Annotated in this window: 20 protein-coding genes; 18 read left to right on the top strand and 2 right to left on the bottom strand. The window is 33.1% G+C overall.

Going from position 1 to position 23,759, the window contains the following annotated elements:
- Window positions 1-19 precede the first annotated feature (19 nt).
- The 5 genes from pyrR to carB all read left to right on the top strand — a co-directional run bounded on the left by pyrR (window position 20) and on the right by carB (window position 7,161).
- Window positions 20-562 (top strand): bifunctional pyr operon transcriptional regulator/uracil phosphoribosyltransferase PyrR, encoded by a 543-nt coding sequence (gene pyrR / locus HMPREF0520_RS00220; RefSeq protein ID WP_006728880.1) that lies wholly within the window; start codon window positions 20-22, stop codon window positions 560-562.
- 138 nt (window positions 563-700) lie between these two features.
- Window positions 701-1,642 (top strand): aspartate carbamoyltransferase catalytic subunit, encoded by a 942-nt coding sequence (locus HMPREF0520_RS00215; protein ID WP_006728879.1) that lies wholly within the window; start codon window positions 701-703, stop codon window positions 1,640-1,642.
- The gene (locus tag HMPREF0520_RS00210) at window positions 1,642-2,919 is read left to right on the top strand and encodes a dihydroorotase (protein ID WP_006728878.1); all 1,278 of its coding nucleotides are present in this window, start codon (window positions 1,642-1,644) and stop codon (window positions 2,917-2,919) included. The genes HMPREF0520_RS00215 and HMPREF0520_RS00210 overlap by 1 nt, the downstream gene beginning before the upstream one ends.
- On the top strand, window positions 2,919-4,001 hold the full coding sequence (carA, locus tag HMPREF0520_RS00205) for a glutamine-hydrolyzing carbamoyl-phosphate synthase small subunit (RefSeq protein WP_006728877.1): 1,083 nt from the start codon (window positions 2,919-2,921) through the stop codon (window positions 3,999-4,001). The genes HMPREF0520_RS00210 and carA overlap by 1 nt, the downstream gene beginning before the upstream one ends.
- On the top strand, window positions 3,994-7,161 hold the full coding sequence (gene carB / locus HMPREF0520_RS00200) for a carbamoyl-phosphate synthase large subunit (RefSeq protein ID WP_010222234.1): 3,168 nt from the start codon (window positions 3,994-3,996) through the stop codon (window positions 7,159-7,161). The genes carA and carB overlap by 8 nt, the downstream gene beginning before the upstream one ends.
- A gap of 121 nt (window positions 7,162-7,282) precedes the next feature.
- Here the strand turns inward: carB and HMPREF0520_RS06450 are convergent, their stop codons facing one another.
- The gene (locus tag HMPREF0520_RS06450; RefSeq protein WP_006728875.1) at window positions 7,283-7,444 is read right to left on the bottom strand and encodes a hypothetical protein; all 162 of its coding nucleotides are present in this window, start codon (window positions 7,442-7,444) and stop codon (window positions 7,283-7,285) included.
- 84 nt (window positions 7,445-7,528) lie between these two features.
- Here HMPREF0520_RS06450 and HMPREF0520_RS00195 point away from each other — a divergent pair, with 84 nt between their 5' ends.
- From HMPREF0520_RS00195 to HMPREF0520_RS00185, 3 genes are read left to right on the top strand one after another with little or no spacing between them, the layout of a single operon-like run.
- Entirely contained in the window at window positions 7,529-8,407 is an 879-nt protein-coding gene (locus HMPREF0520_RS00195) for a DUF6895 family protein (protein ID WP_006730447.1), read from the top strand.
- On the top strand, window positions 8,400-9,053 hold the full coding sequence (locus tag HMPREF0520_RS00190) for a hypothetical protein (protein ID WP_006728873.1): 654 nt from the start codon (window positions 8,400-8,402) through the stop codon (window positions 9,051-9,053). The genes HMPREF0520_RS00195 and HMPREF0520_RS00190 overlap by 8 nt, the downstream gene beginning before the upstream one ends.
- Window positions 9,040-9,576, top strand: a complete 537-nt coding sequence (locus tag HMPREF0520_RS00185) for a hypothetical protein (protein WP_006728872.1) — start codon at window positions 9,040-9,042, stop codon at window positions 9,574-9,576. The genes HMPREF0520_RS00190 and HMPREF0520_RS00185 overlap by 14 nt, the downstream gene beginning before the upstream one ends.
- Window positions 9,577-9,631: 55 nt before the next feature.
- Here HMPREF0520_RS00185 and HMPREF0520_RS00180 read toward each other — a convergent pair whose 3' ends face one another.
- Window positions 9,632-11,545, bottom strand: coding sequence for an ABC-F family ATP-binding cassette domain-containing protein (locus HMPREF0520_RS00180; RefSeq protein ID WP_006728871.1), 1,914 nt, complete (start codon window positions 11,543-11,545; stop codon window positions 9,632-9,634).
- Window positions 11,546-11,731: 186 nt separating this feature from the next.
- Between HMPREF0520_RS00180 and HMPREF0520_RS00175 the strand changes: the two genes are divergently transcribed.
- From HMPREF0520_RS00175 to dinB, 10 genes are all read left to right on the top strand, one after another.
- The gene (locus HMPREF0520_RS00175; protein ID WP_006728870.1) at window positions 11,732-12,361 is read left to right on the top strand and encodes a redox-sensing transcriptional repressor Rex; all 630 of its coding nucleotides are present in this window, start codon (window positions 11,732-11,734) and stop codon (window positions 12,359-12,361) included.
- A 125-nt stretch (window positions 12,362-12,486) separates the two neighbouring features.
- On the top strand, window positions 12,487-12,771 hold the full coding sequence (gene groES / locus HMPREF0520_RS00170; RefSeq protein WP_006730467.1) for a co-chaperone GroES: 285 nt from the start codon (window positions 12,487-12,489) through the stop codon (window positions 12,769-12,771).
- 25 nt (window positions 12,772-12,796) lie between these two features.
- Window positions 12,797-14,431, top strand: a complete 1,635-nt coding sequence (groL, locus tag HMPREF0520_RS00165; protein ID WP_006728868.1) for a chaperonin GroEL — start codon at window positions 12,797-12,799, stop codon at window positions 14,429-14,431.
- Window positions 14,432-14,574: 143 nt separating this feature from the next.
- Window positions 14,575-17,139: a DNA mismatch repair protein MutS gene (gene mutS, locus HMPREF0520_RS00160; protein ID WP_006728867.1), complete on the top strand. Its 2,565-nt coding sequence runs from the start codon at window positions 14,575-14,577 to the stop codon at window positions 17,137-17,139.
- Between the two features lie 5 nt (window positions 17,140-17,144).
- Window positions 17,145-19,022 carry a DNA mismatch repair endonuclease MutL gene (gene mutL, locus HMPREF0520_RS00155; RefSeq protein ID WP_006728866.1) on the top strand — a complete coding sequence of 626 codons (1,878 nt, stop codon included), beginning with the start codon at window positions 17,145-17,147 and terminating at the stop codon, window positions 19,020-19,022.
- 21 nt (window positions 19,023-19,043) lie between these two features.
- Window positions 19,044-19,628, top strand: a complete 585-nt coding sequence (gene ruvA / locus HMPREF0520_RS00150) for a Holliday junction branch migration protein RuvA (RefSeq protein ID WP_006728865.1) — start codon at window positions 19,044-19,046, stop codon at window positions 19,626-19,628.
- Between the two features lie 55 nt (window positions 19,629-19,683).
- A complete protein-coding gene (gene ruvB, locus HMPREF0520_RS00145; RefSeq protein WP_006728864.1) occupies window positions 19,684-20,649 on the top strand; it encodes a Holliday junction branch migration DNA helicase RuvB in 966 nt (321 codons plus the stop codon).
- Between the two features lie 60 nt (window positions 20,650-20,709).
- The gene (yajC, locus tag HMPREF0520_RS00140) at window positions 20,710-21,066 is read left to right on the top strand and encodes a preprotein translocase subunit YajC (RefSeq protein WP_006731677.1); all 357 of its coding nucleotides are present in this window, start codon (window positions 20,710-20,712) and stop codon (window positions 21,064-21,066) included.
- A 104-nt stretch (window positions 21,067-21,170) separates the two neighbouring features.
- The gene (gene zwf, locus HMPREF0520_RS00135; RefSeq protein ID WP_006728862.1) at window positions 21,171-22,619 is read left to right on the top strand and encodes a glucose-6-phosphate dehydrogenase; all 1,449 of its coding nucleotides are present in this window, start codon (window positions 21,171-21,173) and stop codon (window positions 22,617-22,619) included.
- Complete coding sequence (dinB, locus tag HMPREF0520_RS00130) at window positions 22,620-23,729, top strand: DNA polymerase IV (RefSeq protein WP_006728861.1); 1,110 nt, start codon at window positions 22,620-22,622, stop codon at window positions 23,727-23,729. It begins immediately after the preceding gene.
- Window positions 23,730-23,759: the final 30 nt, after the last annotated feature.

The following is a 23,759-nucleotide window of genomic DNA, read 5'->3' as shown; positions in this document are numbered from 1 at the left end:
GATTGTAAGGGGATATTAGATGATTAAGGAATTATTCGATAAGATTGCAATTAAGCGAGCTTTGACGCGAATTTCATATGAAATTATTGAAAAAAATAAGGGAACTGAAAATTTAGTGTTATTTGGGATTAAGACCCGTGGTGTTTATTTAGCTAAGCGAATTGCCAAGCGAATAGAAGAATTAGAAGGTGTCAAAATTCCTGTTGGTGTGCTTGATATTACTTTATACCGAGATGATCGTCAAGATGTTTCACTATCTAATGAAGCTGTAGTTAATTCAACAGAATGTAATACAGATGTTAATAAAAAAAATGTCATTTTAATTGATGATGTTTTATATACTGGTAGAACTATTAGAGCTGCGATGGATGCATTGATTCATATGGGACGTCCAAATAGTATCTCATTAGCGGTATTAGTGGATCGAGGACATCGAGAATTACCTATTCGTGCAGACTATGTTGGTAAAAATATTCCTACTGCATTAAATGAAAAAGTTTCGGTTAATGTTGAAGAAATCGATAACAAAGATAGTATAGAATTAGAAAAATTAGAATCATAATATAAGTATCAACCATTTAATTGGCTCCGGTGAGGGTCGAAAAGGTTGACCACCTTTTTCATAAGGTGATCTTAGAACTTTTTACTGAACCTGGAGCGATGGCTTCAGGTTTTTGTTTTGTTAAAGGAGATTATTTTCATGCAACCAGTCAAATTATCACATTTTACTACTGTAGAAGATTTAACAACTGAACAGGTTTTTAATTTAATTAAGCGTGCCGAAGAATTTAAAAATGGAGCAAAACCGACTCCATTAACAAAACCTGTCTATGTCACTAATATGTTTTTTGAAAATTCATCTAGAACACATACTAGTTTTGAAATGGCAGAAAGAAAATTAGGCTTAACAGTTATTCCATTTGATCCAGCACATAGTTCAGTAAAAAAAGGCGAAACTTTATATGATACATCACTAATTATGAATGCTATTGGGATTGATTTAGAAGTGATTCGTCATTCTAAAAATCGATATTATGATTCATTAATTAATTTATCCGAGCATCAGCATTTGGATATGGGCATTATTAATGCAGGTGATGGCAGTGGTCAACATCCCTCACAATGTATGTTAGATATGATGACTATTTATGAACATTTTAAGCACTTTGATAATTTAAAAGTAGTCATTGTAGGTGATATTGTTAATTCTCGTGTTGCACGTAGTGATATGGAAATTTTGAAAAAATTGGGAGCGGAAATTTACTTTTCTGGTCCAAGTTGCTGGTATGATCATCAATTTGATCAATATGGTAAGTATCTGCCTTTAGATAGTTTGCTTGAAAAAATGGATGTTGTCATGTTACTGCGTGTTCAACATGAGCGACATATGGAAGAAGATAAAGATTTTAGTGCTACAGATTATCATCAAAAATATGGTATTGATCAAAAAAGATATGAGTGCTTGAAAGAAAATGCGATGATTATGCATCCCGGTCCCATTAATCATGATGTGGAATTAGCAGGCAATTTGGTTGAAGCGACTAAATGTTATTTCTTCAGACAAATGCAAAATGGTGTATTTATGCGGATGGCAATGATTGAAGCTGTAATGTATGGTCGTAAATTAGGAGGATTAGCATAATGTCCTGGTTAATCAAGGGAGGTTTAGTATTCTATAATGATATTTTATCTCTAACAGATATTTTAATATCAGAAGGAAAAATTGCTGCAATTGGGCATAACTTAACTGCTGATCATGAAATTGATGCTACCGGTTTATTGGTTACACCAGGATTAGTTGATTTACATGTTCATTATCGAGACCCCGGTTTAACTTATAAAGAAACTGTTACTACTGGTTCTAAAGCTGCAGCTCACGGTGGTTTTACAACTGTAGGAGCGATGCCTAATGTCAAGCCAGTTCCTAATACTGCAGCATTGTTAAGCAAGATGGTTGTGGAAAATCATAAAAAAGGTGTAGTTCATATTCTACAGTATGCACCTTTAACCAAAGATGAAAATAGTGATGAAATTTTAGACTATCAAGCATTAAAAGAAGCTGGAGCATTTGCTTTAAGTAATGACGGCTTTGGTGTTCAAAATGCTGAAACAATGTATAAAGCTATGCAAAAAGCTGCAGTGAATAACTTAATCGTTGCCGCCCACGCACAAGATGATAGCTTATTTAATAAAGGCGTCATTAATGAAGTGGATAAAGCAGAGAAATTTAATTTGCCAGCAATCAGTGAATTAGCTGAGACGACGCAAATAGCTCGTGACTTACTCTTAGCTGCCAAAACAGGTGTTCATTATCATGTGTGTCATGTGTCTACAAAAACAAGTTTAGATTTAATTCGCATAGCAAAGAAAAGGGGAATTAATGTAACTTGTGAGGTTGCACCACATCATATTCTTTTATCGCAAGATGATATTTTAACGGATGATCCATATTACAAAATGAATCCACCTCTACGTTCTAAGGATGATCAAATGGCATTAATTGAAGGATTATTAGATGGCACAGTTGATTTTATTGCGACTGACCATGCACCGCATGCAGCTTATGAAAAAGAGGGCAGCATGTTAAATGCAGCCTTTGGTATCACGGGTAGTGAAACATGTTTTAGTATGCTTTATACCAAATTAGTTAAAACAGGAATTGTTAGCTTGGAACAATTATTGACCTGGTTGACAGTTAGACCAGCTGATTTATTTAATTTAAAACACTGTGGACGTTTAGTAGTAGGAGAACCGGCTGATATTGCAATATTTGATTTAAATCAGCCCCACCAATTGCAAATATCAGAATATCAATCTAAAGGTAAAAATACACCATTTACAGGCAATATAGTATATGGCACTACTGCTTATACAATTGTTGATGGAAACATTGTGTATCAAAGAAAAGAGGTAGCTTGATGCGTTATTTAATCTTAGAAGATGGAACTTTTTATGCAGGAGAAGGCTTTGGTGCAAACATCGAAACAATTGGTGAGGTTGTTTTTACTACTGGTATGACTGGTTATCAAGAAGCAATCAGCGATCAATCTTATGCTAATCAAATATTAGTTTTTACTAATCCATTAATTGGCAATTATGGTATTACTTTATCAGATTATGAATCTTTAGCACCGCAAATTAAGGGCGTTATTTGTCATCAGCTAGCAAGAAAGCCAGATAATTGGCGAATGCAAGATACGTTACCTAATTTCTTAAAACATATTAATGTACCTGCTATTAGCGGTATTGACACTAGGCAATTAGTTAAGAAGATTAGAATGCATGGTACTTTAAGGGGAGCTATCTGTGATAGCATTGATCATTTGGATGAAGTTGTGGAAAAATTAAAGAATAGCAATGTTACTGCTAACATTATTAGCCAAGTTTCTACTAAAAATTCTTACCCAATTCCTGGTTCCAAACGAAATATCGTTGTTGTTGATTTTGGTATTAAGCATAGTATTTTGAAAGAACTAACTAAAAGGGGATGCAACTGTATTGTTAAACCTTATAACGTTAGTGCAGCAGAAATTATGAACCTTAATCCGGACGGTGTTTTATTATCTAATGGCCCTGGTGATCCAGAAGAGATGACAGATGCAGCTAAGATGGTTAGAGAAATTGAAAAACACTATCCATTGATGGGAATTTGTATGGGACATCAGATTTTTGCTTTAGCTAATGGTGCTAAAACATATAAAATGAAATTCGGACATCGTGGATTTAACCATCCAGTTAAAGAAATTGCCACAGGCAATATTGCTTTTACTTCGCAAAATCATGGTTATGCAGTAGATCCTGAGTCAGTGGATAAAGAAAATTTGTTTGTTACTCATGTTGAAATCAATGACGGTACAGTTGAAGGATTAAGACATAAAAAATATGACGCCTTTTCTGTACAATTTCATCCAGATGCAACACCTGGTCCACATGATGCAGTTAGTCTATTTGATGATTTTATTCAATTAATTGATCAAAGAAAGGAAAGAAATAATGCCTAAAAGAAAAGATATTCATAAGATAATGGTAATCGGATCTGGCCCAATTATTATTGGGCAGGCTGCAGAATTTGATTATTCAGGAACTCAGGCATGTTTAGCACTGCGAGAAGAAGGTTATGAAGTTATTTTAGTTAATTCCAATCCAGCAACGATTATGACTGATACAGAAATAGCGGATAAGGTTTATTTGGAACCATTAACTGTAGAAGCATTAACTAGAATCATTTATCAAGAATATCCTGATGCTATTTTGCCAACTTTAGGCGGTCAAAATGGTTTGAATATGGCGTTAGCGTTATCTAAAACGGGAATTTTGGATAAATTAAATATTGAACTTTTAGGCACAAAATTAAAATCTATTGAACAAGCTGAAGACCGTGAAGAATTTAAGAAATTATGTAAGCAATTGGGAGAACCAGTGCCACCATCATTAACTGTACATAATGCTGAAGATGCTTTGGCTTTTGCTGAAAAAATTGGATATCCAATTATTGTTCGTCCTGCTTTTACAATGGGTGGTACTGGTGGTGGTATTTGCAACAATCGTAAAGAATTAGCAACAGTTGTGGCTAGAGGATTAGATTTATCACCAGTAACTGAATGTCTAATTGAAAAATCAATCGCTGGTTACAAAGAAATTGAATTTGAAGTTATGCGTGATTGTACAGATAATTGTATGATTGTTTGTTGCATGGAGAATTTTGATCCTGTAGGTATTCATACAGGTGATTCGATTGTATTTTCGCCTTCACAAACTTTATCTGATAAAGAATATCAGATGTTACGTGATTGCTCATTGAATTTAATTCGAGCTTTAAAGATAGAAGGTGGATGTAATGTGCAATTAGCTTTGAATACAAATAGCTTTGATTATGATGTGATTGAAGTTAATCCGCGTGTCTCACGTTCCTCAGCTCTTGCCTCCAAAGCTACTGGCTATCCAATTGCTAAAATGGCTGCCAAAATTGCTGTAGGGATGACTTTAGATGAAATTATCAATCCTGTTACTGGTACGACTTATGCAGAATTTGAACCAGCACTAGACTATGTCGTTTGCAAGATACCTCGCTGGCCTTTTGACAAGTTTGCCCAAGCAGATCGTAAATTAGGTACGCAAATGAAAGCTACTGGTGAAGTGATGGCCATAGGTAGAACTGCAGAAGAGGCTTTGCATAAAGCAATTCGTTCTTTAGATATTGACGAATTAGATTTGTTTTCGCCAGAGGCTCATAATGCAGATGATAATTTGCTAGAAAAGAAATTGGCTTATGCACAAGATGATCGTTTATTCTATCTAGCAGAAGCTATTCGTCGTAACTATAGCATGAAAGATATTCACGAATTAACCAAAATTAATTATTACTTTTTGGATATTGTGGCTCATCTGGTGGAAATGGAAAAAACAATTCAAGACCATCCTCAGGATATTGCTACTTTGCGTGAAGCTAAAAAGTATGGTTTTAGTGACCTGACGATTGCTCATTTGTGGAATATAACTGAAAATGAAGTTCGCCAATTTAGAAAACAAAATCATATCATCCCTGTTTATAAAATGGTGGATACATGTGCTGCTGAATTTGAGTCGCAAACACCATATTTTTATAGTACTTATGATGAAGAAAATGAGAGCACTGACTTTGATAGTAAATCAGTAATTGTTTTGGGGTCTGGTCCAATTAGAATAGGTCAGGGTGTCGAATTTGACTACGCTACTGTACATTGTGTTAAAGCGTTACAAAAACTAGGATATAAGGCAATAGTAATTAATTCTAATCCTGAAACAGTTTCAACTGACTTCTCAATTTCAGACAAGTTATATTTTGAACCAATTACTTTAGAAGATGTATTAAATATTGTAGATATTGAAAAGCCAGAAGGAGTGATCATTCAATTTGGTGCTCAAACTGCCATCAATTTAGCAGCCGGTTTGAAAGAACATGGTGTCAAAATTCTAGGAACTGATGTTGAAGATATTAATCGGGCAGAAGATAGAGAAGAATTTGATCAAGTTATTAAAAACTTAGGCTTAAAACAACCAAAAGGCTTGACTGCAACCACCAGACAGGGAGTAATTGATGCTGCAATTAAGATTGGTTATCCAGTATTAGTACGACCATCTTATGTTTTAGGTGGTAAGGCCATGGAAATTGTCTATAATGAAGCAGAATTAGAAGAATACTTGGATAATAATGCCTACATTACTAATGATCACCCAATTTTAGTAGATGATTATCTAGATGGTAAAGAATGTGATGTGGATGCCATTAGTGATGGCGTTGATATTTTGATTCCGGGTATTATGGAGCATGTAGAGCATGCTGGCGTACATTCTGGAGACTCAATGGCTGTTTACCCACCACAAAGCTTTTTAGATGATATTCAACAAAAGATTTGTGAAGTTACTCGCAAATTAGCCATCGCCTTAAAATGTCAAGGAATTATGAATATCCAATTTATTGTCAGAGATAATGATGTTTACGTCATTGAAGTTAATCCTCGTGCTAGCAGGACAGTACCATTTTTAAGTAAGATTACGGGCATTGAAATGGTGCAAGTAGCTACTAAGATTATTATGGGCAAAAGTTTAGCAGAACAAGGATACAAGCCAGGCTTAGCTCCTGCTAGTCAAATGATTAATGTTAAAGCACCAGTCTTCTCTTTCAACAAACTACCAGGTGTTGACCCATACTTAGGACCAGAAATGAAATCTACTGGTGAAGTTATGGGTAGCGATTATACTTATGCTAAAGCATTATATAAAGCATTTGCTGGTGCAAAAATTAATCTGACTGCTAATATGAGTATTTTGCTAGCTACTGATTTAAAAGAAAAAGATCGGATAGTAGCGATTGCTAAGAAATTTAATCAAACTGGAGCCAGAGTGTTTGTCTTACCAGAAGTAGCTGAGATATTGCAAGACATAGGTGTACGTTTCAATTTAGTCGAATCTGAAGCAACCTTGATGCAAATGCTAAAGGAGAAGAAGTTTAACTTAGTAATCAATAACATGTCACGGGATAGTGAACCAGAATCCTTCGGCTTTAAGTTAAGACAAATGGCTATTTCACAAAATATTAGTTTGATAACAGCTTTAGATACAGTCGATGCCATTTTGCTAGCTATCTCTAACGATACTTTGACAACAAAACCTTTGTCATAATTTATGTAGCTCAAAAGCTATAAAACATGATTTATAAAAATATTGCCAGATAAAAAGAAGGTCTGAATCATTACGATTTAAACCTTCTTTTTCTATTCAAATTCATTAATAATAAAAAATGTTAAATAATCTGTTTAAAAGAAAACTTTTTCTTTTTTAGGCTATGTCCATTATCTATAGGATCTATAGGTTGTGTAAAAATGAAGTTTTCCCAGATGAATATGTATTTAGAATCATCAAGACATGATAAAACATTAATGTTGTTCTTTAAAATATCATTCATAATAATCCTCCGTGTTATAATAAAAAATAAAATACCATCAATATGAATGTTTTCATGTTATTATCATACTACAGGAAAGAAAAAATGGAAAGTATAAAGTTATATAAAAAAAGTGCAAAATGGTTATTTGATAATCTAGAATATTTTGACCCCAGAAATGAGAGCAAAATAGCTGATAATAAGTATAAGATCAAGGCTTTTATGGAACTTTTATTTGTACAAAATATGTTTTATCCACAAAAACTATTTTCTAGTAGCGAGCAACATATTATTAATAATTTTATTATTAATCTAATAAATAATATGTCTTTTTATAATTATGCTGTTAGAGATCCAGACATGATATCGGTGTTACCTACGATAATTGAATTTTTACTTAATCAAAACCAACAGGTTTATAATATTGAAAAAATTGAACAATTAATTGAATATAGTCATGGCTTATCAATTAAAAAAACTGCATTTAGAAGATTGGATTTAGCATATTCATTTAAAAAAGCAGGGTTAAAGAATAAATTTGATTCATTAAACGCTATTTATCCATTAACTACGTTAGGCAAGAACGGTAATAATTTTTATTACGCAGATATAGATGTGTACTCTATTACTCATACTATTTTTTATATGACAGATATGGGCAGAAAAGCTACGCCTGAAATCTCTACTTTAGATAATTTAAATCTTTTACTTCGATTAATTCAATTGTATATATTAGAAGACAATATGGATATATTATCGGAATTGCTAATTTGTATAAAGTTTTTACACTATGATCTATCAAAAGAAAATATAAAATTTATACTTGATGAAGCAGTTGCGGTTTTGAAAAAACATCAAAAACAAGATGGTCTTATGTTGGGACCAGGAGTTAGTTTATCGAAAAGAGATACTAGAGAACGAATATTTAGATTAAATTATCATACTACAATGGTGTCTTTAGGAGCGTTGTATTTATATGAATAGGTATGAACATATAATAATCAAGAAGTTAAATGAATCTGAAATAGATGAAGAGTTACTCAATTCTATTACTAATATGATCGATTTTTATTTTGTAAGTAAGGTCGCAAATTCCAGTATTGAAAAATTGATATTTAATATCATTTATTCAATAGTCGGAGGGCAGGATAATATCAGGGCTGTAATAAATACTAATCCGTTTAAATTAGACAAATTTATTATGTGGGCTAATTTTTTAGTTACTTTTTTTCATGATCAAGATTTTAGTCAGATTTTTTATAAAGAGGTACAGGCATTAAAAAAGCAGAATTTTATATCTGAATTTGAATTATCAGATGATTTTTTGGAAAAAGTTAAGGAAAATTGTATAAGTACAAATGATGAAAATAGAATAACTATTTCTAAAAAAGATATATCGTTGATAAATTTTGGACCTTTATTGTATGAAGGTAATTATAATATTCATAATTTAAAGCTCAGTGATAGTGATAAAAAAATTTTATTGTATTACTATTACTGCATATCAGATTGGTCCAATGTATTATATTTGTCTTTATCTTTAAAGTGTAAGTTAAAACAAAAAATTAATTTAAAAGATTGTAATATAGAGCAAATTTTAGGGGTTTGGTTATTAAATGAACAAAAATAAAGATGTAACTGTGGAAGTAGTACATATAAAAAATTGGCTTAATAAACATGAAAATGTACTTGATAAGGAAGATTTACAAATACTAAATATTTTGAATAAGACAAGCTTTAGTGAATTTCAAGATAATTTAGGATATAAGTTAAATCACCGAAAGTTAGAAGATATTATTATTGATAATAGTTTATCAGATGAAGATAAAGTTAGTTATATAGTTGCTCTTAAAGATAATGTAGAAGGTATCAACCAATTTGTATTAGAAGGATATTTGCTTTTTTTAGGAAAACGTTATGAAATAAAATTGGCAACGATTGTAGCTTATGTTTTATTGGAAAAGTATGGAATATCCAAATTATTGACACAATTTATCCAGTTTTTAATATTGAATACTGATTTTGATGGATCTGTGGGAATCATAAATCCACTACGAAATACGATTTCTGATGATATATATCCAATATGGAAGTATGGAAATACATATTTTAGTTATTTATTTTTAGCAAACGTTATTAAACACGATTTGTAAAATAATTGCCAGATAAAAAGAAGGTCTGAATCATTACGATTTAAACCTTCTTTTTCTATTCAAATTCATCCAAATTCAACATAGCTTCTTCCCATGTCTCATTTGCTTTTTCTAATTCACTTTGAATTCGTGATAACTCTTCTTGCAATGGCCCTAATTTTTCAAAAGAAGCTGAAATAATAGGATCTGCCATTTTTAATTGAATATCTTTTTCCTTTTCTTCTAATTCAGCAATTTTCTTTTCGGCATTTTGTACATCCCTCTCAAGTTTTCTTTTTTGAGAATTGCGTTCTTTTTGTTCAGCATATGATAGCTTGCCACTGTTATCTTCATTAGCAATAATTTCTTCTTGCTTGGATGTTTCTATTGCATTTTGCTTAGTTAATTCATCTAAATAATAGTGGTAGTTACCGTTGTATAACTTAGCTGTACCATTGTTAATAACAATAATTTTGTTAGCTAATTCGTTGATAAAGTAACGGTCGTGGGAAACAAAAAGTAAAGTACCATCGTAATTATCAAGAGCTTGTTCTAATACTTCCTTTGCTTCAATATCCAAGTGGTTGGTTGGTTCGTCCATCAAAAGGAAGTTATCTTTTTCCATGGATAAAACTGTAAGCGTTAAACGTGCACGCTGACCACCAGATAATTGAGCAACAGTTTTTTCAATGTCTTTGGCGTTGAATAAGAAACTTGCAAGGATTGATCGAACTTCACTTTCAGGCATTGTTTTGTGCCTATTCCAGATGGTATCTAACACAGTCTGTTTAAAATCAAGAGATTGTAATTCTTGATCATAGTAACCAATGTCTAAGCCAGCACCATACTTGATGGTACCTGTTTTTGGTTCTAATTTATGCATTAAGGTTTTCAATAAGGTCGATTTACCAATTCCATTTGGCCCGATAATTGCTATCCGGTCACCTTTATTCACTTGAAAATTGATATTTTTAACCATTATTTTATCAGGATAACCAATTGTGACATCTTTTAGAATCAATACTTCTTTACCTGATTGACGTTCGGCATTAAAGTTAATACGAACTTTTTGCTTGTGTTGTGGTAGTGTAATTCTTTCGATTTTGTCTAAACGTTTTTGGCGACTTTGGGCTCGCTTAGTAGTACTTGCTCTAACAATATTCTTTTGGATAAATTCTTCATCACGTTTAATTTGTTCTTGTTGCTTTTCAAAAGCTGCTTCTTGCTGACGATTGATTAGTTCACGCTCTTGAACATATTGAGTATAATTTCCTTTAAATGTCGTTAATTTACCAAAATTCAATTCAAAGATCTCATTTGTCAGATTATCTAAAAAATATTGGTCGTGAGATACTGTTAAAATTGCTCCTTTGTAATTTTTTAAAAAGCCTTCTAACCATTCCAATGTGTCAAGATCCAAGTGGTTAGTTGGTTCATCCAATAAGAGGAGGGGTGGTTTTTTGAGTAGTAACTTAACGAAAGCTAATCTTGTTTTTTCACCACCAGATAAAGTGCTGATTTTTTTATGCCAGCTATCTTTGAAAAATTTAAAGCCATTTAAAACAGATTTGATTTCTGCGGGATACGTAAAACCACCTGCTTGTTCAAAGGAATAGGATAATTGATCATATTGTTTTAGTAAATCTTGATTTTCGGGGTCATTTGAAATATCAATTTGCAATTGTTCAATTTTATGACTTTTGTCAACTAAAGATGCAAAAACAGTTAACATTTCTTCCCAAATGCTATTGTTTTCATTCAATCCATTTTCCTGAGCAATGTATCCTACTATTATATCCTTGTTGATTGTAAAATTGCCGCCAGATGGTTCTTGTTGTCCTGTCATGATCTTTAATAGTGTAGTTTTTCCCGCACCATTAGGGCCAACTAATCCAATTCTGGCATTGTCTGAGATAGAAAAATCAACATCGTTAAAGATTTGATTTATCCCAAAATGTTGTTCTAAATTTTTTGCTTGTGCTATTATCATATCTTTTCACCTTAGGTTATTGTAACATAGCTAATTATTATCTATAATTATAAAATCTATGATATCAAAATAAATTAATATGTAATATTGCTTGATTTTATCTAGCAATTATAATTATGATAGTTGTAGTTATATTAAAATTTGCTAGTTTAGTTGCGAATTTTAAAAGAAAGAGGCATTTTTTTAATGGATGAAAGTAATATTCCTGGAGCTACAGCTAAAAGGCTACCTTTATATTACCGTTATTTGATTTTTTTGGATGATGCAGGTAAAAAACGCGTATCATCGGCGGAATTAGCCGAAGCAGTACAAGTTGATAGTGTCTCTATTAGAAGAGATTTTTCATATTTTGGTGCCTTAGGTAAACCTGGCTATGGCTATGAAGTAAAAGGATTGTTATCTTTTTTGAAAAAGATTTTGAATCAAGATATTCTGACTAATGTAGCCTTAGTTGGTGTAGGTCATATGGGACACGCTTTATTAAATTATAATTTTAAAAGAACGAATAATATTAGGATTTCAGCGGCTTTTGATATCAATAAGAAAATTACGGGTCGCATCCTTTGTGGTGTTCCAGTTTACGATATTAATGAAATGCATCAACAATTGCAAGATCAACAGATTAATATCGCTATTTTATGTGTGCCTCAAGATGTAGCTCAAAAAACGGCTGATGAAATGATAACAGCAGGTATAAAAGGCATTATGAATTTTACCCCGATTAGATTAATCGTGCCTCACGGTGTTCGTGTGCAGAATGTTGATTTGGCTACAGAGTTGCAAACTTTGAATTATTTTTTGAATTCACGAAAATGAGATGTAATAATCTCATTTTTTTGTGTTAAAAACTTGCATAAATTTCAAAATCAATGTATCATCATAGATGTAAGTTAGCACTTAATATTTAAGAGTGCTAAAAATCATTATGGGAGGTATATAACGTGTTACAACCAATGGGTGATCGCGTGATCGTTAAAGTTAAGGATGAAGAAGAAAAAAATGTTGGAGGCATTGTCTTAGCTTCTAACGCAAAGGAAAAGCCTCAAACAGGTGAAGTTGTTGCTGTTGGCCAAGGAGCTCGTGATGCAAATGGCAATTTAATACCGATGACTGTAGCCAAAGGTACAGAAGTATTTTTTGATAAATATTCAGGCACTAATTTAAAATACGAAGGTCAAGAATATCTTGTTTTGCATGAAAAAGATATTTTAGCATATATAAAATAATTTAGTAAAAAGGTGGTTAGATTAAATGGCAAAAGATATAAAGTTCTCTGAAGATGCAAGAAGCTCCTTGTTGAGGGGTGTAGATAAATTAGCTAATACTGTTAAAACAACATTGGGACCTAAAGGTAGAAATGTAGTTTTAGAGAAAAGCTATGGTGCTCCTGATATTACTAATGATGGTGTGACTATCGCTAAAAATATTGAATTGAAAGATCATTTCGAAAATTTGGGTGCTAAATTAGTAGCTGAAGTGGCACAAAAGACCAATGATATTGCTGGTGACGGAACGACTACTGCAACTGTTTTAGCACAAGCAATTGTTCGTGAAGGTATGAAGAATGTTACTGCTGGAGCTAACCCAGTTGGTATTCGCCGTGGTATTGAAATAGCTACTAAGGCTGCAGTAGCAGAATTGCATAAAATTAGTCATGAAGTAAGTTCTAAAGCTGAAATAGCACAAGTTGCTTCTGTTTCTTCAGCATCAACAGAAGTTGGTGAATTGATTGCTGATGCAATGGAACGAGTAGGACACGATGGTGTAATTACAATTGAAGAATCTAAAGGTATCGATACCGAATTATCAGTTGTAGAAGGTATGCAATTTGATCGTGGTTATTTATCTCAATACATGGTTACTGACAACGACAAGATGGAAGCCGATTTAGAAAATCCATATATCTTAATTACTGATAAGAAGATTTCTAATATTCAAGATATTTTGCCATTATTACAAGAAATTGTACAGCAAGGTAAGTCTTTATTAATCATTGCTGATGACGTTGATGGTGAAGCTTTACCAACTCTTGTTTTGAACAAGATTCGTGGCACATTCAATGTTGTAGCTGTTAAAGCTCCAGGTTTTGGTGATCGTCGAAAAGCAATGCTTGAAGATATTGCTATTTTAACAGGTGGTACTGTAATTTCATCTGATTTAGGATTAGAACTAAAGGATACTAAGATTGAGCAATTAGGTACTGCTGGCAGAATTACAATTACTAAAGACTCCACTACAATTGTAGAAGGTGCGGGTTCTAAAGAGGCAATCAGTGAACGTACTGAACAAATTAAGAAACAAATTGCTGATACCACTTCTGACTTTGATCGTGAAAAATTACAAGAACGTCTAGCTAAGCTTTCTGGTGGTGTTGCTGTCATTAAAGTTGGTGCTGCTACAGAAACAGAATTAAAAGAAAAGAAATATCGTATTGAAGATGCCTTGAATTCAACTCGTGCTGCTGTTGAGGAAGGTTATGTTGCTGGTGGTGGTACTGCTTTGGTTGACGTTATGAAAGCAATTGATAACAATGTAAAAGCTGATACTGATGATGCTAAGACCGGTGTTAAGATTGTTTTAGCAGCATTGTCTGCACCAGTTCGTCAAATTGCAGAAAATGCTGGTAAAGATGGTTCAGTTATTTTAGATCACTTGCTTCATGCAGATCTTGAAATTGGTTACAATGCAGCTACAGATAAGTGGGAGAATATGGTTACTGCTGGAATTATTGACCCAACTAAGGTTACTCGTTCTGCATTGCAAAATGCTGCTTCTATTGCTGCATTATTATTAACAACAGAAGCTGTAGTTGCTGATGAGCCTGAAGAAAGCAAAGCACAATGCCCTTGCCCTACAAATCCAGGTGTTCCAGGAATGGGAATGTAATTAATCAATTAATAAGTTAACCCCCCCGATTAAATTATTATTGAAGTAAAAATAAGAGTGATTTTGATATTAATTCAGAATCACTCTTTTTGCTTTAGTGTATAATATTTAGCAGTTATGATAGTGATAAAGGAAGTAATTAGATGGCTGAGAAGATAACACCGATGATGGAACAATATTATAAAATAAAGCAACAATATCCAGATGCTTTTTTATTTTATCGTGTTGGCGATTTTTATGAATTGTTCGAAGACGATGCAGTAAAAGGAGCTAAGTTACTTGAACTAACGCTAACACATAGATCCAATAAATCAGCTAAACCGATCCCCATGGCCGGTGTACCACATCTAGCAGTTGATAGTTATATTAATACTTTAGTTGATAAAGGATATAAGGTAGCTATTTGTGAGCAACTAGAAGATCCTAAAAAAGCCCAAGGAATGGTTAAACGAGGTATTATTCAGCTAGTAACTCCAGGTACGGTAATTAATGATAATCCTGATCAGGCTAAAGAAAGTAATTATTTAACATCGCTTTGCTCAAACAGTCAGGGTTGGGGATTAACTTATTGCGACTTATCTACTGGTGAATCTTATGCAACTCATTTAACTAGTTGGGAAATGATTGTTAACGAGTTGTTGTCTTTACAAACCAGAGAATTAGTTTATGGCGAAACATTAACTTCTGATAAACAAATTTTTCTCAAAAAAGCTGGAATTACTTTATCTCAGCCAGTTAAGCTTTCCAAAGAACATGCCGAAGTATCTTATGTAACTCAGCAATTGCATAATCAGTTGGAAATTGCGGCAACTAAGCAATTATTGGCATATTTGCTCGCTACACAAAAAAGAAGTTTAGCACATTTGCAAGTAACACAAAGTTATGAGCCTAATCAATATTTGCAAATGTCACATATTGTGCAAACTAATTTGGAGTTGATTAAATCTGCTAAAACTGGCAAGAAAATGGGATCGTTATTTTGGTTATTAGATAAGACATCCACAGCAATGGGTGGTCGATTACTTAAATCATGGATTGAACGCCCTTTAATTTCTTTATCAGAAATCAAGTCACGCCAATTAGTTGTTACAGCACTTTTTGATGATTATTTTAGTCGTGAAAAAATAATTAAGCAGCTACAAGGTGTTTATGATTTGGAACGATTGACGGGAAGAGTTGCTTTGGGATCCGCTAATGCACGAGAACTTTTGCAATTGGCTGATTCACTAGCTGTTGTCCCAGAAATTATCAATATTTTAGCCAATAGTAAAAATGAAGTTTTAAATGATTTTGCTCAAAAAATAGATCCACTGAAGGGTATTCATGATTTAATTGTCAAAACCATTGTAGAAAATCCTCCTTTATCAACTAAGGAAGGTGGCATTATTAAAGCGGGTGTTTCTAGTCAATTAGATCGTTATCGAGATGCGATGATGAATGGTAAAAAATGGCTAGCAGATATGGCTAATAGTGAGCGAGAAAAAACTGGAATCAACAATTTACGAGTTGGTTATAATAAAGTTTTTGGATATTATATTGAAGTCACTAATTCTTATAAAGATAAAGTTCCATTAGATCGTTATATGAGAAAGCAAACATTAACTAATGCAGAACGATATATTACAGTCGAACTAAAGGAACATGAGGCATTAATTTTAGAAGCCCAGGATTATTCAACTGATTTGGAATATGAATTGTTTACTAATTTGCGAGAAGATATTAAAAAGTATATTCCAGCTTTGCAAAAATTAGCTAAGCAATTGTCTTCATTAGATGTTTTGTCTACTTTTAGTTTACTTAGTGAGCAGAATAATTATGTTTGCCCGCAATTTAGTCAAGATTCATCAGCAATTAATATAGTTAATGGACGTCATCCAGTAGTAGAAAAAGTTATGTCTGATGAAGAATATATTCCTAATGATGTAAAAATGGATGAGCAAACTAACATTTTTTTGATTACTGGTCCGAATATGTCTGGTAAATCTACATATATGCGGCAGTTGGCTTTGATTATCATTATGGCTCAAATGGGTTGCTTTATTCCTGCAGATAGTGCTGTTTTACCTATTTTTGATAAGATTTTTACTAGGATTGGTGCTGGAGATGACTTGATTTCTGGCAAAAGTACCTTTATGGTGGAAATGAGTGAAGCTAATATTGCTTTAAAGAATGCTACCAAGAGATCATTGATTTTGTTTGATGAGATAGGTCGAGGGACTGCTACGTATGATGGAATGGCACTAGCTGGTGCTATTATTAAGTATTTACACGATAAAGTGGGAGCCAAAACATTATTTGCTACGCATTACCATGAATTAACTGATTTGGATCAAGAATTGGCACATTTCAAAAATATACATGTTGGTGCAACACAGGAGAATGGACATTTAATTTTTTTACACAAAATTTTACCTGGTGCAGCAGACCAATCATATGGAATTCATGTTGCTCAATTAGCAGGGTTGCCAACTAAAGTTTTAAGAGAAGCTACGCATATGTTAAAACAGTTAGAAAAACATTCTGACAATCAGGCAGCTTTTAGTGATGAACAATTAGATTTATTTGGCAGCTCTGATCAGCACAAAATGTCGGATGAAGAACAAGATGTTTTAACACAAATAAAGAATCTTTATTTAAATGAAATAACACCGTTACAAGTTATGCAATTAGTAGCTAATTGGCAGGATGAGTTGAAAAATAAGGAATAATAATTATGACCAAAATACATAAACTATCTTCCGAATTAACTAATCAAATCGCTGCTGGAGAGGTTATTGAACGTCCAGCAAGTGTGATTAAAGAATTGTGTGAAAATGCATTGGATGCTGGTAGTACTAGAATTAAGATTGACTTTATTGATGCTGGATTAAAGCAAATAGTAGTACAAGATAATGGTAGTGGTATTGCAGCTGATGAGATTGATTTAGCATTTATGCGTCATGCAACTAGTAAAATCAATACTAATCATGATTTGTTTAACATAGCAACTTTAGGATTTAGAGGAGAGGCCTTGGCTTCGATTGCAGCAGTTGCTAAAGTCGATATTGTAACTAATACAGGCGACGTTAATGGAATTCATGCAATTTTTGAAGATAGTAATAAGGTTAAGCAAGAAGCAATAGCTAGTCCTCAAGGTACCAAAATTGTGGTGAAGGATTTATTTTATAATACACCAGCAAGATTAAAATATCTAAAATCTGAACGGACAGAAATTATGAAAATTGTTGATATTGTCAATCGATTGGCATTAGGATATCCCCAAGTGTCTTTTGAATTAACTAATCAACAGAAGCAATTATTGAAAACTACAGGACATGATGACTTGCGACAAACTGCTGCTAATATATATGGAATTAAGGTTGCCGAAAAGATGCTTGCTATCTATGCTCAAAGTCCAGATTTCAAAATCGCTGGTTTAATATCACGTGCAGATGATACTCGTTCTACTCGCAATTTTATTACATTGTTATTGAATACTCGTTATGTTAAAAATTATCGTTTAGTACAAGCAATTGTTGATGGATATGGTACTAGACTTCTCAAAGGACGTTATCCATTTGCAATTGTTAAAATAGATTTGGATCCATTATTAGTTGATGTTAATGTACATCCGACTAAGCAAGAAGTTCGCTTATCTAAAGAATCAGAATTAGCTCGCTTAATTGTCAGAACAATTGATCAGGCGTTAGGTGCAACTGAACATGAAATAGCTAGTTTTGATGATGCAAATGAAAGTAAGCAAACTAAGTTAGATCAGTTAGAATTCAATTTAAATGAGGCGGTTGTAGATACAAGCCGAATTCCAGTCGAATTTTCGATACCAAATGATTTAACAGATGATAGTTCAAAAGTTAAAGAAGATGACACAACTTTTGTTAGCTTGAAGCACCCACGACAAGATGAACATTATTTAGTAACAACAACATGGGATGCAAATGTTCAAGCCCAAACAGCCTTGTCACCATTTAGTGCTTCGTCATTGTCTAGTGAAGTTACAACAAGTAGTGAACAAATTTTAGTCAATAAATTGCCACAGTTGCAATGTTTAGGGCAGATGCATGAATATCTATTAGCAACAGCCGATAATGATTTATATATTGTTGATCAAGTGGCAGCTGATAATCGCCTTGCTTTTGATAAGTTGCTATTGCAAATGCAAGCCGAAAATAATTATGAGCAAACTTTATTAGATAATATTATTTTGGACTTTTCAATGATTGATTTTTTGAAAGTGCAAGATAAATTAGCTGATTTTAAAAAGTTAGGACTTAATTTAGAAGAATTTGGTGGCCGAAGTTTTGTATTGCAGGAATATCCTCTTTGGTTAGAAAATTGTGATCAAATACAAATAAAAGCAGTGATAGATTTGATTTTGGCTCATATTAATGCACCACTTGATAAAATCAGAATAGAACTTGCTAAAAAAATTGTAGCTACTAAACATATTAGACGTAAGTCGCTTAATTCGCTAGAAATGGTAGAAATGTTAACTAGTTTATCCAATAGTTCTAATCCTTATCATGATCCATTTGGTAAAATTATTATTGCTAAAATCAGTGAAAATGATTTACGGAAATTATTTCAAAAATAACTCAATGTAAGGAAAAAATCTATGTTTGAATATTTACAAGGCAAAGTGACTATTGTCAATCCAGCTTATATAGTTTTAGATGTTGTAGGTGTAGGATATAAATTATATACTCCTAATCCATACCAATTTATTGAAAATAAACAATATTGTATTTTTGTAGAACAGGTAGTACGTGAAAATGCTATTACTCTGTATGGCTTTGCTACCAATGAAGATAAGCAGTTATTTTTGAAGTTGATTTCTGTTTCAGGGATTGGACCTAAATCAGCTTTAGCTATTATGGCTGCTGAAAATAGTCAGTCTTTGATGGCAGCAATTGAGCAAGGTGAAATTAAATATTTGACTAAATTTCCTGGCGTTGGTAAAAAAGTTGCATCACAAATTATTCTCGATTTAAAAGGTAAATTAGATGTTAGTGATCAACCACAGCTAGAATTAATATTAGATCAGGATAACCCAGCGTTAAAAGATGCAATTCTAGCTTTATCAGCATTAGGATATAGCAATAAAGAAGTCGAAAAAATAAAACCTAAATTGGAAAAACTTCCAAATCAGAGTGCTGATCTTTATATTAAAGAAGCACTGAAATTACTTTTAAAGCAATAGTGAGGAGGATATCAATTTGACGAAAGATAACTTGTTTAGCAGTGAATCTACGCCTATGGAACAAGCAACTGAATTATCATTAAGACCTAGCAATTTAAGTCAATATATTGGTCAAGAAAAAGTAAAATCGGAAATGGCAATTTATATTAAAGCTGCTAAACAAAGAGACGAATCATTAGATCATGTGCTCTTATATGGACCACCAGGATTAGGAAAAACCACTATGGCCTTTGTAATTGCTAACGAATTGGGGGTAACTTTAAAAAGTACCTCAGGACCAGCAATTGATAAAGCGGGCGATTTGGTGGCCTTATTATCTGAATTAAAGCCAGGCGATGTGTTATTTATTGACGAAATTCATCGCTTAGCCAAAACTGTGGAAGAAATCTTATACTCGGCTATGGAAGATTTTTATGTTGATATTATGGTTGGAGAAGGTTCTGCTGCTCATGCCGTTCATGTTCCATTATCGCCATTTACCTTAATTGGTGCTACTACACGAGCAGGGCAGTTGTCTGCTCCGTTGCGGGATCGTTTTGGTATTGTTGAACATATGCAATATTATTCTGAAGATGAATTACAACAAATTATAGAACGTTCTAGTCGAGTATTAGAGACAGGAATTAATATTGAAGCTGCTCATGAATTAGCACGGCGATCTAGAGGTACACCTCGTGTTGCCAATAGATTATTAAAAAGAATTCGTGATTTTGCTGAAGTTAATGGTGAGACATCGATATCTTTATTAACGACTAAGCATGCCTTAGCTAAACTTGAAGTTGATGATGAAGGATTAGATCAAATAGATCGAAAAATTTTAAAGATAATGATTAATTGTTATCATGGAGGACCTGTTGGAATTAAAACTTTGGCTGCTAATATAGGTGAAGATGTAGAGACTATTAGCGAAGTTTATGAACCTTATTTATTACAAAAAGGTTTTATTTCTAGAACTCCCCGTGGTCGTGTAGCGAATGCTAAAGCATATGTGCAATTAGGAATATCGTTAGATACTAGATGAATTAACATATTTTCTGTATAATTAAGTGTATAAATAAATTGAGTTTATGAGGTGAATACTTTGAATACATTCTTTTTAGCTGCTAATTCAAGCAATAGTATGTTGGTTACTATCTTTATGGTTGTTATTATGTTCGGATTTATGTATTTTGCAATGATCCGTCCACAAAAAAAGCAACAACAAGTGCGGATGAAGATGCTTTCTGAATTAAAAAAGGGCGATAAAGTTATTTTGCTTGATGGGATGCATTGTAAGATTGATACTATTAATGGTGATGACACAATTGTAGTTGATGCTGACGGAATATTTTTGACTTTTAGTCGTAGTGCTATTCGTCAAATTTTGCCAGATGATGTAGAAGCTAATAAGCCAGTCGCTACAAATGAAAATGTAGAAACTAAGGATGAAGAAAAATAACATCTGTTTTTACTAAAAAAACGCCAGGACGGCGTTTTTTATTTTGGTTTGCTTTGAATATATTATAAAATAGAAATTGAAGTTGATGAAAGGGAGCTACGTGGATGAAAAATATCCCTAATGTAATGATAATTTTTGGTGGTTCAGGTGATTTGGCTCATCGTAAGCTTTATCCTGCCTTGTTTAATTTATATCGTAAAGGTCTAATTGCAGATAATTTTGCAGTTATTGCTACAGCTCGTAGGCCATGGTCGCATGATTTCTTGCGTGGTCAAGTAAAAAATGCAGTTAATGAAACATGTGAACAAATTGATGCAGCTGATTTAGATCGATTCGCTACTCATTTTTATTATCAATCACATGATGTAACACATGTTGATCATTATATTGCCTTGAAGCAATTAGCTCAGAAGCTAGATGAAAAATATGACTGTCATGGCAATAGAATTTTTTATATGGCAATGGCTCCCAGCTTTTTTGGTACAATTGCTACGCATATTAATGATCAAAAATTGCTGGGTACTGGTTTTAATCGCCTTATTGTTGAAAAGCCTTTTGGACGTGATTATGAGACTGCTGAAAAGTTGAACCAAGAGATTGGAGCAAGTTTTGACGAAAAATCCGTTTATCGGATCGATCATTATTTGGGTAAAGAAATGATTCAGAATATTCTCCCTTTACGTTTTGCTAATCCATTATTAAAAAATATCTGGAATGCTGAATATATTAAAAATATTCAAGTTACCTTAGCAGAAAAAATTGGTGTAGGTACGCGTGGCGGATATTATGATAATTCTGGTGCGTTACGGGATATGGTCCAAAATCATATTTTCCAAATTATTACGCTTTTAGCTATGCCAGCACCCAAAAATTTAACATCAGACGCTATCCATGAAGCTAAACAAAGATTGTTGCAAGGTTTGCAAATTCCTTCTTACGATGAAGTAAGTAAAAGTGTAGTTAGAGGTCAATATTTAGCTTCTGAACATGAACCTGCTTATATTAATGTTGATCAAGTTGCTCCCGATTCATGCACTGAAACCTATGTTGCTGGTAAAGTTAAATTTACCACTGGACCATTGGCTGGCGTTCCTATTTACTTTAGAACAGGTAAAAAGATGCTAGAAAAGAAATCACGGATAGATATTGTGTTAAAAGCAGGCAGTGATTTATATGAAAAAGCCAATGAAAATGTAATAACTATTGAGATTGATCCAGTAAGCAAAATTGTTTTACGCTTAAATGGCAAGGAAATTGTGGGTACAGGATTACGTATTGAAGATTTATCATATGCATTTAATGCTGAAGAAATGCATCAAGTTCCTGATGGCTATGAAAGACTTTTGAATGATGTGTTTATGGCTGATCGAACTAATTTTACTCATTGGATGGAATTAGCCCAATATTGGCGGTATATTGATGCAATTGAGGCAGCTTGGCGTAAACAAAATTCAATGGCAATTAAACCAGATCAATATTTACCTAATGCCTTTGGTCCAAATGCAGCAGATAACATTTTTGAAAATGCGGATTCATATTGGATATATCGTTAAATGGATGAGTTATTACCTTGCAATAATTTTAATCGTAAAATAATCCATTTAGATATGGACGCTTTTTATGCTTCAGTAGAAATCCATGATGACCCAACTATAGCAAATAAAGCTGTGATTATTGGACAAGATCCTCGACAAAGTAATGGACATGGAGTAGTTGCAACAGCTAATTATCTAGCTCGCAAATATGGAGTTCGTTCTGCTATGACAACGATGCAAGCATTAAGATTAGTTCCAGCTGAAAAATTGGTTTTTATTAAGCCAAATTTTGAAAAGTATCGACGTGTATCTGATAAAATTCATCAATTGATGTATGAAATTACAGATGCTATAGAGTCGGTCGCACTAGATGAGGCTTATATGGATGTAACTACCAATAAAATGGGGAATTTTTCTGCATTGGAGTTGGCGACTAATTTGCAAAAAAATATATATCGGGAAACGGGTCTGACTTCTTCTTTTGGCGTTTCATATAATAAATATTTAGCTAAAATGGGTTCAGAATATGCTAAACCCTTTGGCAGAACAGTCATTTTACCAGATGATGCTCTAGAATTTATTGCTAGTCAAAAAATTGAGAAGTTCCCGGGGATCGGTGTTAAGATGCAAGAGCAATTGCATGAATTACAGATTTATACTGGAGCTGATTTGCAGAAACAAAATATTAAGTTCTTGCTGGATCGTTTTAATAAAGCGGGTTACATCATTGCTCAACAAGCCAAAGGAATTGATTTGCGACCAGTTATTAGCAAAAGACCCCGAAAATCATTGGGGTTAGAACATACATTTGATGTTAATATATATGATTATGATAAGTTACTTACATGGCTACGTAATTATAGCTGTGAATTAGCTCAAAAATTACGTACTTTAAATTTACAGACTAGGACAGTCGTTATTAAATTACGCACTGCTGATTTTATAACGATAACCAGACGCTCAGCGTTAGCTGTAGCAACTACTGATGCGATGACCATTTATCAACATGCTAAATCTTCTTTAGAAGATGAAATTGATTGTGTTAGTGGTGGTGTGCGGTTATTAGGATTATCTGCTACAGATTTTGAACAGAAGAGTTATGAAACCTTGAGTTTAGATTTGTTTTAACACCAATGTATAAGAGATTAATGTACAATA

This window comes from Lactobacillus iners DSM 13335 (genome assembly GCF_000160875.1).
Lineage (GTDB): Bacteria > Bacillota > Bacilli > Lactobacillales > Lactobacillaceae > Lactobacillus > Lactobacillus iners.
Note: the sequence above shows the minus strand (reverse complement) of the source record. Positions and strands in the feature narration are given on the sequence as shown.

Excerpts from the sequence above, each read along its gene's own strand:
- pyrR (WP_006728880.1), top strand. The coding sequence starts at position 20 with ATGATTAAGGAATTATTCGATAAGATTGCAATTAAGCGAGCTTTGACG.
- HMPREF0520_RS00215 (WP_006728879.1), top strand. The coding sequence starts at position 701 with ATGCAACCAGTCAAATTATCACATTTTACTACTGTAGAAGATTTAACA.
- HMPREF0520_RS00210 (WP_006728878.1), top strand. The coding sequence starts at position 1,642 with ATGTCCTGGTTAATCAAGGGAGGTTTAGTATTCTATAATGATATTTTA.
- carA (WP_006728877.1), top strand. The coding sequence starts at position 2,919 with ATGCGTTATTTAATCTTAGAAGATGGAACTTTTTATGCAGGAGAAGGC.
- carB (WP_010222234.1), top strand. The coding sequence starts at position 3,994 with ATGCCTAAAAGAAAAGATATTCATAAGATAATGGTAATCGGATCTGGC.
- HMPREF0520_RS06450 (WP_006728875.1), bottom strand. The coding sequence starts at position 7,444 with ATGAATGATATTTTAAAGAACAACATTAATGTTTTATCATGTCTTGAT.
- HMPREF0520_RS00195 (WP_006730447.1), top strand. The coding sequence starts at position 7,529 with ATGGAAAGTATAAAGTTATATAAAAAAAGTGCAAAATGGTTATTTGAT.
- HMPREF0520_RS00190 (WP_006728873.1), top strand. The coding sequence starts at position 8,400 with ATGAATAGGTATGAACATATAATAATCAAGAAGTTAAATGAATCTGAA.
- HMPREF0520_RS00185 (WP_006728872.1), top strand. The coding sequence starts at position 9,040 with ATGAACAAAAATAAAGATGTAACTGTGGAAGTAGTACATATAAAAAAT.
- HMPREF0520_RS00180 (WP_006728871.1), bottom strand. The coding sequence starts at position 11,545 with ATGATAATAGCACAAGCAAAAAATTTAGAACAACATTTTGGGATAAAT.
- HMPREF0520_RS00175 (WP_006728870.1), top strand. The coding sequence starts at position 11,732 with ATGGATGAAAGTAATATTCCTGGAGCTACAGCTAAAAGGCTACCTTTA.
- groL (WP_006728868.1), top strand. The coding sequence starts at position 12,797 with ATGGCAAAAGATATAAAGTTCTCTGAAGATGCAAGAAGCTCCTTGTTG.
- mutS (WP_006728867.1), top strand. The coding sequence starts at position 14,575 with ATGGCTGAGAAGATAACACCGATGATGGAACAATATTATAAAATAAAG.
- mutL (WP_006728866.1), top strand. The coding sequence starts at position 17,145 with ATGACCAAAATACATAAACTATCTTCCGAATTAACTAATCAAATCGCT.
- ruvA (WP_006728865.1), top strand. The coding sequence starts at position 19,044 with ATGTTTGAATATTTACAAGGCAAAGTGACTATTGTCAATCCAGCTTAT.
- ruvB (WP_006728864.1), top strand. The coding sequence starts at position 19,684 with ATGGAACAAGCAACTGAATTATCATTAAGACCTAGCAATTTAAGTCAA.
- zwf (WP_006728862.1), top strand. The coding sequence starts at position 21,171 with ATGAAAAATATCCCTAATGTAATGATAATTTTTGGTGGTTCAGGTGAT.
- dinB (WP_006728861.1), top strand. The coding sequence starts at position 22,620 with ATGGATGAGTTATTACCTTGCAATAATTTTAATCGTAAAATAATCCAT.